Annotated in this window: 14 protein-coding genes; 9 read left to right on the top strand and 5 right to left on the bottom strand. The window is 65.9% G+C overall.

Annotated features, from left to right (window positions below; all coding sequences use genetic code 11):
- Positions 1–105: 105 nt before the first annotated feature.
- Genes ACFVBH_RS26055 through ACFVBH_RS26045 form a run of 3 tightly spaced genes read left to right on the top strand, consistent with a single transcriptional unit; the run spans position 106 to position 2060 of the window.
- Positions 106–1224 carry a phosphotransferase family protein gene (locus tag ACFVBH_RS26055; protein ID WP_379005343.1) on the top strand — a complete coding sequence of 373 codons (1119 nt, stop codon included), beginning with the start codon at positions 106–108 and terminating at the stop codon, positions 1222–1224.
- 51 nt (positions 1225–1275) lie between these two features.
- On the top strand, positions 1276–1635 hold the full coding sequence (locus ACFVBH_RS26050; RefSeq protein WP_379005341.1) for a hypothetical protein: 360 nt from the start codon (positions 1276–1278) through the stop codon (positions 1633–1635).
- Complete coding sequence (locus tag ACFVBH_RS26045) at positions 1632–2060, top strand: MarR family winged helix-turn-helix transcriptional regulator (RefSeq protein ID WP_379005339.1); 429 nt, start codon at positions 1632–1634, stop codon at positions 2058–2060. Before ACFVBH_RS26050 ends, ACFVBH_RS26045 begins: the two co-directional genes overlap by 4 nt.
- 659 nt (positions 2061–2719) lie before the next feature.
- Here the strand turns inward: ACFVBH_RS26045 and ACFVBH_RS26040 are convergent.
- The 5 genes from ACFVBH_RS26040 to ACFVBH_RS26020 form a co-directional block, all read right to left on the bottom strand.
- Positions 2720–4201: a DUF222 domain-containing protein gene (locus ACFVBH_RS26040; protein ID WP_379005337.1), complete on the bottom strand. Its 1482-nt coding sequence runs from the start codon at positions 4199–4201 to the stop codon at positions 2720–2722.
- Positions 4202–4362: 161 nt separating this feature from the next.
- Complete coding sequence (locus ACFVBH_RS26035; RefSeq protein WP_379005335.1) at positions 4363–4524, bottom strand: hypothetical protein; 162 nt, start codon at positions 4522–4524, stop codon at positions 4363–4365.
- Positions 4525–4621: 97 nt separating this feature from the next.
- Positions 4622–5836 (bottom strand): amidohydrolase family protein, encoded by a 1215-nt coding sequence (locus ACFVBH_RS26030; RefSeq protein ID WP_379005333.1) that lies wholly within the window; start codon positions 5834–5836, stop codon positions 4622–4624.
- Between the two features lie 21 nt (positions 5837–5857).
- On the bottom strand, positions 5858–6628 hold the full coding sequence (locus ACFVBH_RS26025) for an SDR family oxidoreductase (protein WP_379005331.1): 771 nt from the start codon (positions 6626–6628) through the stop codon (positions 5858–5860).
- A gap of 53 nt (positions 6629–6681) precedes the next feature.
- Positions 6682–7443 carry a crotonase/enoyl-CoA hydratase family protein gene (locus ACFVBH_RS26020; RefSeq protein WP_379005329.1) on the bottom strand — a complete coding sequence of 254 codons (762 nt, stop codon included), beginning with the start codon at positions 7441–7443 and terminating at the stop codon, positions 6682–6684.
- Between the two features lie 175 nt (positions 7444–7618).
- Here ACFVBH_RS26020 and ACFVBH_RS26015 point away from each other — a divergent pair, with 175 nt between their 5' ends.
- The 6 genes from ACFVBH_RS26015 (at position 7619) to ACFVBH_RS25990 (ending at position 12627) form a co-directional block, all read left to right on the top strand.
- Entirely contained in the window at positions 7619–8467 is an 849-nt protein-coding gene (locus tag ACFVBH_RS26015) for an SDR family oxidoreductase (protein ID WP_379005327.1), read from the top strand.
- A 53-nt stretch (positions 8468–8520) separates the two neighbouring features.
- Positions 8521–9336 (top strand): enoyl-CoA hydratase/isomerase family protein, encoded by an 816-nt coding sequence (locus ACFVBH_RS26010; RefSeq protein WP_379005325.1) that lies wholly within the window; start codon positions 8521–8523, stop codon positions 9334–9336.
- Positions 9337–9384: 48 nt separating this feature from the next.
- Positions 9385–9777, top strand: coding sequence for a pyridoxamine 5'-phosphate oxidase family protein (locus tag ACFVBH_RS26005; RefSeq protein WP_379005323.1), 393 nt, complete (start codon positions 9385–9387; stop codon positions 9775–9777).
- Between the two features lie 116 nt (positions 9778–9893).
- The gene (locus ACFVBH_RS26000; RefSeq protein ID WP_379005321.1) at positions 9894–11114 is read left to right on the top strand and encodes a CaiB/BaiF CoA transferase family protein; all 1221 of its coding nucleotides are present in this window, start codon (positions 9894–9896) and stop codon (positions 11112–11114) included.
- Positions 11111–11257: a DUF1059 domain-containing protein gene (locus ACFVBH_RS25995; protein ID WP_379005318.1), complete on the top strand. Its 147-nt coding sequence runs from the start codon at positions 11111–11113 to the stop codon at positions 11255–11257. The genes ACFVBH_RS26000 and ACFVBH_RS25995 overlap by 4 nt, the downstream gene beginning before the upstream one ends.
- A 71-nt stretch (positions 11258–11328) precedes the next feature.
- On the top strand, positions 11329–12627 hold the full coding sequence (locus ACFVBH_RS25990; protein ID WP_379005316.1) for an amidohydrolase family protein: 1299 nt from the start codon (positions 11329–11331) through the stop codon (positions 12625–12627).
- The last annotated feature ends 14 nt before the right edge of the window (positions 12628–12641 follow it).

Below are 12641 nucleotides of genomic sequence, written 5' to 3'. Positions count from 1 at the left end.
GTCTTACCATCGGCAAGCATAGTCGACCCCGGCAACAGCGGGCGCCACCGGCCGCCGACGTAGCCGGACCGGCTCGGCCGGGCGTCGCCGACGAAGGAAACTCGAATGAACACGTCACCATCCGATACGACCGGATCAGCCGCGCCGGCCATCGTGCCCGGGGGTCCATCGGAGATCACGCCCGAATGGCTGACCGAAGTCCTGGGTGCGCGAGTCGAAGCGGTCCGGATCGAACCGATCGGCACCGGGCAGACCGGGGCCACCTATCGCGTGACACCGACCTACCGTGACCCCGGCACGACTCCGGCTTCCCTTGTGGCGAAACTGTCCTCCCAGGAGCCGGGTGTGCCGGAACGGGTCGCACTCGGATACCGAGCCGAACACGCCTTCTACACCCGTGTCGCCGAGACCGTCGAGGTGCCACTCCCCCGGCTCTACCACTGCGATATCTCCGCCAGTGGAACAGAATTCGTGCTGCTCGTCGCCGATCTCGCACCGGCGGTACAGGGTGATCAGATCCGCGGCTGCCGGGCGAGCGAGGCACAACTCGCCGTCGAAGCCCTGGCCGGCCTGCACGGACCGCGCTGGTGCGATCCGGCGTGGCTCTCGTTCGAGGGCGCGGCCATGCCCAGGGCCGACGCCGACTTCGCCCGCGGCATGGGCCAGGTCGCCCAGGTAGCGCTGACAACAACGCTCGACGGTCTGGGCACACGGATCTCCCCGGGAGACCGCGCCGTTCTCACCGACTCCGTCGCCCTCATCGAACGCTGGCTGGGCATCGCCGCCGACCGATTCTGCCTGTTGCACGGCGACTACCGGCTCGACAACCTGCTGTTCGACGCCGCCGAAAACTCTGTAACCGTGGTGGATTGGCAAACACTCACGGTCGGCCTCCCCGCTCGCGATCTGGCCTATTTCCTCGGAACGAGCGTGGAATCCGGACTTCGGCAGCAGCGCGAGAGCGAGTGGGTCGAGAGCTATCACCGGCGATTGCTCACCCACGGGGTCACCGGTTACACCGCCGAGCAGTGCTGGACCGATTACCGCGTCGGCATGCTCCAGATACCGTTGCTCATCACGTTCGGATACGCGTTCGCCGGTACGAGCGAGCGCGGCGACGAGATGATGCTGGCCATGATCGAGCGGGGCTGCAATGCGATCCGGCATCTCGGCACTCTCGCGCTGATTCGCGAGTTGCCGAGTTGCTACGGGGCAGAGGATTGATGCCGCGCCCACCCGAGCGGGAATGTATGCATATTGCATATACTTCCGTGTATGGATTCAAGCCTTGAACAGGCAATCAACGAGTGGCACGCAAGCGTCAATGCCGGCGATCGGCAGCGGTCCGCGCGGGCGGTCGGTGATCCGATTGTCGTCCTCGGCCCGAAGGGAGCGGGCCCGATCACGCCCGCGCAGTTCGCCGACTGGGTGGAGCGTTCCGGGATCAATCTGATCCCTCGATCATGGCACCCGATCAGCGAGCGACTGATGGTGGTGGAGGAGGACGCCACCTGGCCCGAGAGCACGAAGTCCACGCCGGTAGCGACGGTCTTCCGCGCATCCGGCGGCAAGATCACGGCCGCGCTGCGGCTGCCGGACCTGCGGGCCGCTCTCGAGCTGGCGGCGACCGAATGAGCGACCAGGACCCGGGACAGGTTCTGTTCCAGTTCGTTCGGCACTGGGCACGTCGAGCGGACGAAGGCGGCGAGCAGGGGCGACTCGTACTGGTTTGCGAGGCAGTGCATGCGCTCGGCCGGCGCGGGACGCCTGCAACGGTGAACGCCATCGCGCACGAGATCGGGATCGACCAGAGTGGCGCGTCACGGTTGATCAAGAGCGCCACCGCAGCCGGATATCTGGCTACGGTGGCGGCTTCGGCCGATGGTCGACGACGCGAGGCATCACTTTCCCCTGCGGGCAGGGCCATGCTGGACCAAGCGCATCTTTGGCAGGAGGACATCTTCGCTCAGCTGACCACAGGCTGGAGCGATAAGAAGCGCCGTGACTTTCAGCGGGCCATGACAGACCTGATGGAACGCTCCTACGTGATGGAAGCATGAGCCACGTCAACGCCTTGGGAGCCGCCGCCTGCTGGTCAAGGGCTGCAAGATGGGGCTCTACAGCCGAGATGGGTATCTCCGGCGCCTAGTGGGTCGGGCTGCGGTTCCAGCCCGGCCGGGGAAGAGCAGACTAGATAACGAGAACCAGCGGGGTGCTGTTGAGCGGGTCGGGCTGCGGTTGGGTGGCCTACCGGAGAAAGAGCAGCCTGGATAACGGAATACCAGCGTGGCCGGGTTGGGAGCCTCGACGGCGGTACCAGCCCTTCCTGGCCGATAAACGTGATCCGCCACCGGTGGGGGTACAAGCAACCCTCGAATCGACTACCGCTCACCACAATCACCACCTGAGGCAGTACCGACATTCAGCGATGACGAATCTTGTGTCTGTAGTCTCGAGAAGGTGCCCACGGCCATCCAGCCAGGCTGGAAGGGCGAAAGCGCTCTCAACCGGGGAGCCGAAGTGGGGTACGGCAGGCGAGGTAACCAGCACTGCCTCGTTGTTCTTGCTTGTCCTCCCGAACCCCGCCGGAAGATGAAGGGTGCGTGTGGGTCTCGGCTACGTCGGCCACTGGAGTGAACACCAACGCCGCTCTTGAGGGTTGGGCTTGGGCTTTGGGGTTTGGGGTTTGGGGTTTGGGTTCCAGCTGGAGGGCAGCGCTCTAGCAGAATCGCCGCGCCGGAATACCCGGCACACCCGAAGGACTCGGCACACGCGGGTGATGACGGAAATTCACGCGTGGTCTGCGAGCGGGATCGATATGGGGTGGTGGTATCCACCCGGTCTTGCCCGGATTCTCCGAATCATCGGGCATCACTATCGTTTTCCAGCCGTTCGGACCGGTGTTGATCTGTGCGTGGCAGGCATCGCACGCGAAGGTCAGGTTCTCGATGTCGGTGTCGCCGCCATCGGCCCATTCCTTGATGTGGTGGACTGCTGAGCGGGTGGCTGGGGCGTCGCATCCGGGGCGGGTGCATCCGCGTTCGACGGCGGTGAGTGCGAGGCGCTGGTCTGCCGAGGCGAGGCGTTGCCCGCGTGAGAGGTGCAGGGGGCGGCCGTTGGCATCCACGATCACCAGGTACGGGGTGGACCGCGCAGCCAACTTGATCGCTTCGGTGATCGAGAGCGTGCCCCCGGTGTTCGTGGTAGCGAGCCCGGTGCGCTGCTCGAGGTCGGTCAGGCGCATGGTGACCACGGTCGAGACCGGCAGCCCCCGGTGATACCCGAGCTTGGTCGGTCCCATATCCGGGTGCAGGAACCGCAGCAACGCATCATGATTGCGCTGGGCCTCGCTGCGGTGATCACGCTTGGCAGCGGCCCGCAACACGTTCCGAGCGGCGACGGTGGCAGCATCGGCGTCACTGTCATCGGCTTCGGACTCGGTGTCGATCCCGAGTTCCGCGGTGGTGTGCGGGCTCTCGGGATCATCGGGGTTGCACATGCCGGGTCGCGCGAACTTGGCGAACATGGGCATGAACACCGCACCGAGTTCCGGGGTGAGCAGACCGGTGATCGGGAACATGCCGTCAGCGCGTTGGCGCCCGATGACGATGCCACGCATCCGCTGCCGGTCCTTGTCCGCGGTCAACACCCCGTCCGGGTCGGCATAGGCCAGGACCCGGACCCCGAGTTGGGTCACCCCTTTGGGGTCACCGACGCGCGCGAAGTCGGTCAGGGAGCGTTCGGCGAGTTCCTTCAATGTCGGTTCCACGCTGGCGGGGATCCGGTCCAGGACTTTCACGATCGCCTGCACATGATCGGCGGAAATCTCCCCGGCGCGCTGGGCGGCGGCGATGTGCGGGAACACCGGTGGCCGCTGGAAACTGCCTTCGGACACCGTGGAGAGCCGGTCCGCGTTCCGTACCCGAGCTGCGGCTTCGAAATGGGAGATCCGCAGCGTTTGCTGCAGGAACACGATCGGGCTCTTTATCCCGGCCCGCGCGGGCAGTCCCCGTGCCGCGCATTCGAGAGCGAAGCGCTGCTTCACCGCTTCGAGTTTGCGGTAGTCCGCTTCGAGCTTGTGCATCATCGCGATGACCTGGTCATCGGATGAGGAAAACAAGGGCGATTCGAGCAGGCCCTCCACTGCGACACCATGTCCTTCGACATGGTGCGCGATGGTGGATTCCCCTCCCGAATTCATACCCCTATTCTACTCCTCGATAGCCATCCGCAATAGCCCAATTCCATTGTGATACAACGCTATTCAGACCAACCGCCAGTTCAGAACCGCGCTACATCGAACGGCCGGCTGACCATTGTCAACCGGCCGCGCGAACACCTGTTATCCAGACCCAACTGCGATCACACGCCGGTGGCAGGACCCGAAGCCTTGTTCTTCTTCCGCTCCGCGAGCTGGTACTTCACCACCGCGACCAGAGCCTTCGGATTCCGGGCGAAAGCGCCCGCCGCCTGAAGTCCCAGCCGGGCCTTCTGGCCGAATGTCAGTTCCTGCGCTGATGCCATTGTTCGTACTCCTTCGAATGCGCTTTCACTTCGGACCATAGCGGAACCGCCGTGGGTGTCCTCCGGGCGGTATACCGCCCGGACCCATGTGAATCGGCTATCGGGATTCGAGCGGAACCCTCGAGCCGAGCAACTCGAGTGCGTTGTCGCGCATGACCTTTCGAGTGTCCTCGTAGGAGAACTCCGGGAACTGCGGTATGTCGGCGGTGAACGTCGTGGGATCGGCCAGACCCTCACCGTGCGGCCAATCGGAGCCGAACAGGATCCGGTCCACGCCGATGGTCGCCGCGAGCAACTTGACGTCGTCCTCGTAATAGGGCGCGATCCACACATTGTTCTTCAGCTGCTCCACCGGATCTTCGGTGAAGTGGTAGGGCGCGGTGTTCGCGGCCTTCTTCAAGCGCTTGATCAGGCGGTGGACGAAATACGAGCCGTTCTCGATGCTCGCCACCTTGAGTGTCGGGTGGCGGGTGAAGACCTGGTGCACGATCAACGATGCCATCGTGTCGTGGATGGCCCGGTCGTCCAGCAGGATCTGGTCGAGCGGATCCTTCTTCCCGAAGCCCTCGAAGGTGGCCTTGCCACCCCAGAGCGCGTTGATGGCGAGATATCCGCTGTCGGACAGATGGAATCCCACCGGCACCCCGGCTTCGGCCAGCCGGGCCCAGACCGGGTCGTGCAGGGGATCGCCCAGCGATCGAGGGCGCACCTCGCCGGGCACCGGAGCGGGCCGGACCAGCACCAGCTTGGCGCCGCGAGCCAGCACGAACTCGACCTCCGCGACCGCGGCCACCGGGTCCGCGAGCGAGATGATCGGCGCGGACACGATGCGGTGGTCGGGGCGATCGAAACCCCAGTCCTCGTCGAGCCACAGGTTGAACGCGTGCACCGAGGCCATCGTGGCCGGGATGTCGTGCTTGAGCGCCTCTTCGACACCGCAGGCGAAGGTCGGCAGCATGAAGACCGTCTCCAGCTTCTGCCGGTCCAGGACCTTCACCCGCGCGTCCCGGTTTTGATATTCCGGGTGCTCGGCCATCCGGTCGACCTTCATCAGCGACGCCGGATCGACGCCCTCGGGAATCTCCCCGCGGAACAGCAGGTCCAGGCAGCCGGGCTCGATGATGGGGTCGAAGGTCGGGTTGGGCACGAAGTTGTTGACCTGCCCGCCCATGACCGCGATCGTGCGCTTGCCCTCGGTGACCATCTGCACGCCCCGGCGCTTGAATTCCTTGGGCAGATGGCGCGTGAACGCGTCCAGCGGTTCGTAATAGTGGTTGTCGACGTCAACTGCCAGGTAGTCCAGCGTGGTCATTTCTCGTCCTTTCGATCCGCATCACTTGGGCTGGAAGCGTTGCGCGCCGTCGATGCGGACCACTTCGCCGTTCATGTAGGAGTTCTCGAGCAGATGCTGTGCGAGCGCCGCGTATTCGTCGGGCTTGCCGAGGCGCTTCGGGAAAGGCACCGCCTTCGCGAAGTTGCCGAGCTTCTCCTCGCCGAGGAAATCCATCAGCGGGGTGTGCATCGTGCCCGGGGCGATGCTGTTCACCCGGATGCCGACGGCACTGAGATCGCGCGCGCCGGTCAGGGTCAGCGAGATCACCCCGCCCTTCGCGGCGGCATAGGCGGCCTGGCCGATCTGGCCTTCGTACCCGGCGATCGAACTGGTCATGACGATCGCACCGCGCTCACCGTTGGCCTTGGGCTCGACCTTCGCGATCCTGGCGCCGGCCAGCCGGAGCACGTTGAAGGTACCGCTCAGATACAGCGCGATGGTGTCGGTGAAACCTTTGAGGGTGTGCGGACTTCCGTCCCGGTTTACGACCTTCTCGAGCACGCCGAAGCCGCCGTGGGCGATCACCGCGTAGCGCAGCGTGCCCAGTTCGTCGGCCTTCGCGAACGCGGTCTCGATGGTCGCGTCGTCCAGCACATCGGTGCGCACGTAGACCGCCTTGTTGCCGAGTTCCTCGGCGAGGGCGTTGCCCTTCTCGTCGTTGACATCGGCGATGACGACGGCCGCGCCCTGGGCGTGCAATCGGCGCACCGTCGCATCACCCAGACCGCCCGCACCGCCGGTCACCAGGACGACTTCACCTTCGAAAGACATTTGTTTCTCCTAATCGTGGGTAAGAGCTTCGGACCGGGACACGGCGTACGGCCTCACTGACCGGTCCATTTCGGGGCCCGCTTCTCGGCGAAGGCGCGAGCGCCTTCCTGGGCGTCCCGGGTGCCGAAGACGGGAGCGATGAGTTCCATCTGCTTCTGCCACATCTCGGCGGCGCTCCACTCGCCGGACTTGACCATGACCTCCTTGGTCACGGCCACGGCGATGGGCCCGTTGACGGTGATGCGATCGGCCAGCTCCAGGGCACGGTCCAGCGCTTCTCCCGGCTCGGCGAGCACGTTGACCAGCCCCCAGTTCGAGGCTTCCTCGGCGGTGAATTCGTCGCCGGTCAGCGCCAGCTCCAACGCCTTCTGGTACGGAATGCGATGCTGCAGCCGCAACAGCGCGCCGCCGCCCGCGACCAGGCCGCGCTTGACCTCGGGGACACCGAATTTCGCGGTCCTGGCGGCTACGACCAGATCGGTGGCCAGGACCAGTTCGGTGCCGCCCGCCAGGGCGTAGCCCTCCACCGCCGCGATGAGCGGTTTGGCGGGCGGCTTCTCGGTGAAGCCGAGGCCGCGACCCTGAATATAGGGAAAGTCACCCGCCGCGAAGGCCTTCAGATCCATTCCGGCGCTGAAGTTCCCGCCGCTGCCGGTCAGCACCGCGACCGAGAGGTCCGGACTCGCGTCCAGCTCGTCGAGCGCGTCGGCCAGCCCCTGGCTGACCGCGAGATTGAGCGCGTTGCGCGCCCCGGGCCGGTTGATGGTGATCACCAGTGTGCGCCCGCGGCGCTCCAACAGCAGTTCGTCCGACACCGATTGCCTCCACCGATCTTGTTGCAGGAAAAGATACTATAAGCCTTACTGTAGACTCTGGCCGATCGCCACCGGTGTGCGGCGCGGGTGAACCCCGCCGGCTGGATCGGCCCGCACTTCTCATACTGACATAGTTACAGTAATCTCGACCAGACAATCGGATCGGAGCCAGCCAGTGCCGGAACGCGGCCAGCCCCTCGCGGGCAAGACGTTGATCATGTCGGGCGGCAGTCGCGGCATCGGACTGGAGATCGCGAAGCGGGTGGCCGCCGACGGCGCGAACATCACCCTGATCGCGAAAACCGATCGGCCCCACCCGAAGTTGCCCGGCACCATCCACACCGCCGCCGCGGAGATCGAACGCGCGGGCGGCACGGTGCTGAAGGTGGTGGGCGATATCCGGAACGATGACGTCGTCGCCGGGGCGGTCGAGGAGACGGTGCGCCGCTTCGGCGGCATCGATCTGGTACTGAACAACGCGTCCGCGATCGACCTGTCGCCAACCGACTCGCTGCCCATGAAGACCTACGACCTCATGCAGGACATCAACTGCCGCGGCAGCTTCGCACTGTCGAAGTTCAGCATCCCGGCCCTGCGGAAATCGGCTGCGGCCGGGCGCGATCCGCACGTGCTGACCATGTCGCCGCCGCTGAACCTGGATCCGCGCTGGGCCGGATACGCGCTCGGCTACACCATTGCCAAGTACGGCATGTCCCTGATCACGCTGGGACTTGCGGCGGAACTGCGGGCCGACGGCATCGCGGTGGATTCGCTCTGGCCCCGGACGATCATCGCCACCGCGGCGATCCGGAACCGGCCCGGCGGCGCGGAACGAGCCGCGACCGCCCGCACGCCCGGCATCTGCGCCGACGCCGCCTATCTGGTGTTCACCACACCGTCGCAGGAGGCCACGGGGAACTTCTATCTAGACGACGAAGTGCTTGCCGCGCACGGGATCACCGAGCTGGACCGGTACCGGGCGATTCCGGGCGACGGACCGCTCACGCCGGACCTGTTCCTGTAGCCGACTCCGTGAACACCGGTCCGCCTTCACCTTTCGCAGACAACGGAGCTCGAATGCCGACACCCGAACCACCCGCGCTGCTCGATACGCGCGCCGGCGGCGTGTGCACGCTGACCCTGAACCGTCCCCGGCGCAAGAACGCGATCGACCTCGCCCTGTGGACCGCGCTGAGCGAGAGGCTGAACGCGATCGCCCACGATCCCGGCGTGCGGGCGGTGATCCTCACCGGCGCGGGAGACGCCTTCTGCGCGGGTGCGGACGTGGTGAACAGCGATCCGTACGCCGCGCCCTTCCCCAAACTGCGAGCGATCTCCGAAGTCGCACAGCGCCTGCACGATCTGGCGGTTCCCACCGTGGCGAAAGTACGAGGGGTCGCGGTGGGCGCGGGCTGGAATCTGGCGCTGGGCTGTGACCTCGTGGTGGCTACACCCGGCGCGCGGTTCTCCCAGGTCTTCGCCCGGCGCGGGTTGTCGCTGGACTGCGGTGGCTCGTGGCTGCTGCCCAAGCTCGTCGGGATACAGCAGGCCAAGCGGCTGGCGCTGCTGGCCGACATGATCGACGCCGAGGAGGCGCACGCGCTCGGACTGGTGACCTGGATCAAGGCGGACGAGCAGATCGACGAGTTCGTCGGCGAGCTGGCACAGCGCCTGGCGGCTGGGCCACCGGTCGCCGTCGCGCAGACCAAGGCGCTGCTCAACGAAGGCGTCGACCGGACCATGCACGAGGCGCTGGCCAGCGAATCACGGGCTCAGGCGGTCAATTTCGCCACCGCCGACGTCCCCGAGGCCTATGCGGCCTTCACCCAGCAGCGCGCGGCCGAATTCACCGGTGACTGGAACGTGCGGCGACCGGTCGCCGGCTCCGAATAGCGCGATGCCCCTGTTCAATTCGACTCCGAACCCCCGATGGAGGCAGCCATGATCTCGAAAGTACCCGCCGGATTCGAGGATCTGCTCCAGCGGCCGATCGTCGGCGTCCTCGCCACCGTCAGCCCGCACGGCGCCCCGGACCAGACGCCCATGCGCTTCAAATGGGATGGCGCGCATCTGCGCATGAGCCACACGATCCCGCGGCGCAAGTTCACCAGTCTGCAGGCGAACCCGAACTATTCGTTCCTCATCACCGATCCGGACGCGCCGTCTCGTTCGCTGGAGACACAGGGGTGGCTGGTCACGGTGCTGGGCGATGAGGAGGGTGAGTTCTATCGCGAGCTGAACGAGCACTACGGCGAACCCGAGAACGGGCTGCCCGCGGACGTCTACGACCGCGTCGTTCTGATCCTGGACACCACTCGCTTCTCCGCGAAGTGATCGCGGCACACTCGGTCCCAGATCAGAGCGCCTGGACCGGTCATCCTGGATGCTTAACTGTAAGACTTACCGTATAGTTCATCACGCAGTTGCTGAACTATACGAGAGGGAGATCGATGTCTGGTCTGCTCAGTGGCGTCCGGGTGGTTGAACTGGCTTCGTGGACCTACGTTCCGTGTGCGGGCGCCGCGCTGGCGGACTGGGGCGCGCAGGTCATCAAGGTCGAGGACGCCCGGGCCGGCGATCCCTGCCGGTTTCTCACCGTCGGGGGTCTCACCCCCGAGAAGTCCAGGGTCCGAGCCAATTTCATGATGGAGATCGGCAACCACGGCAAGCGCAGCATCGGTGTGGACATCAAGACCGACCGGGGGCGCGAGGTGTTGCGCAAGCTCATCGCCGCCGCGGACGTGTTCCTGACCAACTGGCTGCCCGGACCGCTCGAACGCGCGGGGCTCACGGTCGAGCAGATCCGCGAGATGAACCCGAACGTGATCATCGTGCGGGGCAGCGGGCACGGCACCCGGGGACCGGATCGGGACCGCGGCGGATTCGACGGGGCCAGCTATCTCGCCCGAGCCGGCGTCGCGTACGCCCTCACCCCGCCCGACGCCGAGTTCCCGATGGCACAGGGGCCGGCGTTCGGCGACCTCCAGGGCGGCATCACCCTGGCCGGCGGCGTCACCGCGGCGCTGTTCCATCGCGAGCGCACGGGTCACGCCGCCATCGTCGACAGTTCTCTGCTCGCCCAGGGCATGTGGGCCGTCGCTCCCGACATCGTGGCCGCGGACTTCCATGGCATCGACCGAATTCCGGCGGGCCCGGCGGGCACCGCGCTCAATCCCGCGGTCAATCGCTACCGCACCCGGGACGACCGCTGGGTACAGATGATGCTGCTGCAGACCGACCGCTACTGGGCCGGCTTCTGTGAGCGCATCGGCCGTCCCGACCTGGGCGCGGACGAACGCTTCGTCCCCCTGGCGAACCTGGTCCTGAATCAGGAGGACGCCACCGCGGAGCTGCGCAAGACCTTCGCCGAACACGATCTGGCGCACTGGCAACGGGCCCTGGCCGACGAGCCGGGGGTGTGGGCCACCCTCGCCAGCCCGCAGGAGGTCCTGGACGATCCACAGGTCATCGCGAACGGGTATCTGCTGACGGTCACCGACGACGCGGGCGCGTCGTACCGGACCGTCGCGGCCCCGGTGCAATTCGACGAGACTCCCCCGCCGCCGAGTCGTGCTCCCGAGCACGGCGAGCACACCGAGGAGATCCTGCTCGAGCTCGGTCTCGACTGGGACGAGATCATCGCAGCCAAGGAAGCCGGAGCGGTGCTGTGAAGCGGCGACTGCACTGCCCGTGTGGAGAGTTTCTGACCGGCGCCGACGAGGACGACCTGGTGAATCGGGCGCGCCGCCATCTCGCCGAGCAGCATCCCGATCACGAATACACCCGTGACCAAATACTTTTCATGGCTTTCTGACTCTGCCTCGGACGCCGCCGCGTGCGGTATATTGTAAGCCTTACTGTATAGCTTTCCAAAGGAGTTCGGTCGTGGACAAGAACGACATGATCCTGATCAGCGTGGATGACCACATCATCGAACCGCCGGACATGTTCGACAAGTACCTCCCGAAGAAGTACGCCGCGGACGCTCCCCGGCTGGTGCACACCGACGACGGTGCGGACGTCTGGCAGTTCCGCGACAAGGTGATTCCCAATGTGGCGCTGAACGCGGTGGCCGGGCGGCCGAAGGAGGAGTACGGCCTCGAACCCGAGGGCCTCGACGAGATCCGACCGGGGTGTCACAACGTGGACGAGCGCGTCAAGGACATGAACGCCGGCGGCATCCTGGCCTCGATGAACTTCCCGTCGTTCCCGGGCTTCGCGGGCCGGCTGTTCGTCACCGGAGACTCCGACTTCTCCCTGGCCCTGGTCCAGGCCTACAACAACTGGCACATCGACGAGTGGTGCGGCGCCTATCCCGGCCGCTTCATCCCGATGGCGCTGCCGGTGATCTGGGACGCCGAACTGTGCGCCGCCGAGGTGCGGCGGTGCGCGAAGAAGGGCGTGCATTCGCTCACCTTCACCGAGAATCCCGCGGCACTGGGCTACCCGAGTTTCCATGACCCGTACTGGAATCCGCTGTGGGAGGCGCTCGTGGAGACCGACACGGTCATGAGCGTGCACATCGGATCCTCCGGCAAACTGTCGGTGCCCGCGGTGGACTCGCCGCCGGACGTGATGATCACCCTGCAGCCGATGAACATCGTGCAGGCCGCGGCGGATCTGCTGTGGTCCAAGCCGATCAAGGACTACCCGGATCTGAAGGTCGCCCTGTCCGAGGGCGGCACGGGCTGGATTCCCTACTTCCTCGAGCGCGTGGATCGCACCTTCGAGATGCACTCCACCTGGACCATGCAGGATTTCGGCGGCAAGCTGCCCTCGGAGGTCTTCCGCGACCACTTCCTGACCTGCTTCATCAGCGATCCCATGGGCGTGCGCCTGCGCCACGAGATCGGCATCGACAACATCTCGTGGGAGATGGACTACCCGCACAGCGATTCCATGTGGCCCGACGCACCCGAGGTGCTCGCCGAGGTCTTCGATCGCGAGCAGGTCACCGACGACGAGATCGACAAGATGACGCATCTCAATGCCATGCGCTGGTACAACTTCGAGCCGTTCCAGCACGTGCCGCGCGAGCAGGCGACCGTCGGGGCGCTGCGCGCGGCCGCGGCCGGCCACGACGTCAGCATCAAGGCGCGCTCCCACCACACCAGCACGGCGCAGGAGAAGCTCGCGGCGTTCCAGTCGCAGATCAAGGCGGCCAGCGCGCAGAACGCGGGCTGAGAATTCCGAGAACG

Origin of the sequence: Nocardia sp. NPDC057668, assembly GCF_042799795.1 — a bacterium.
In the GTDB taxonomy this organism is placed as follows: Bacteria; Actinomycetota; Actinomycetes; order Mycobacteriales; family Mycobacteriaceae; genus Nocardia.
Note: the sequence above shows the minus strand (reverse complement) of the source record. Positions and strands in the feature narration are given on the sequence as shown.

Bases quoted from the DNA above. Each gene is read 5' to 3' on its own strand.
- ACFVBH_RS26055 (WP_379005343.1), top strand. From the start codon at position 106: ATGAACACGTCACCATCCGATACGACCGGATCAGCCGCGCCGGCCATC.
- ACFVBH_RS26050 (WP_379005341.1), top strand. From the start codon at position 1,276: ATGGATTCAAGCCTTGAACAGGCAATCAACGAGTGGCACGCAAGCGTC.
- ACFVBH_RS26045 (WP_379005339.1), top strand. From the start codon at position 1,632: ATGAGCGACCAGGACCCGGGACAGGTTCTGTTCCAGTTCGTTCGGCAC.
- ACFVBH_RS26040 (WP_379005337.1), bottom strand. From the start codon at position 4,201: ATGAATTCGGGAGGGGAATCCACCATCGCGCACCATGTCGAAGGACAT.
- ACFVBH_RS26035 (WP_379005335.1), bottom strand. From the start codon at position 4,524: ATGGCATCAGCGCAGGAACTGACATTCGGCCAGAAGGCCCGGCTGGGA.
- ACFVBH_RS26030 (WP_379005333.1), bottom strand. From the start codon at position 5,836: ATGACCACGCTGGACTACCTGGCAGTTGACGTCGACAACCACTATTAC.
- ACFVBH_RS26025 (WP_379005331.1), bottom strand. From the start codon at position 6,628: ATGTCTTTCGAAGGTGAAGTCGTCCTGGTGACCGGCGGTGCGGGCGGT.
- ACFVBH_RS26010 (WP_379005325.1), top strand. From the start codon at position 8,521: ATGCCGACACCCGAACCACCCGCGCTGCTCGATACGCGCGCCGGCGGC.
- ACFVBH_RS26005 (WP_379005323.1), top strand. From the start codon at position 9,385: ATGATCTCGAAAGTACCCGCCGGATTCGAGGATCTGCTCCAGCGGCCG.
- ACFVBH_RS26000 (WP_379005321.1), top strand. From the start codon at position 9,894: ATGTCTGGTCTGCTCAGTGGCGTCCGGGTGGTTGAACTGGCTTCGTGG.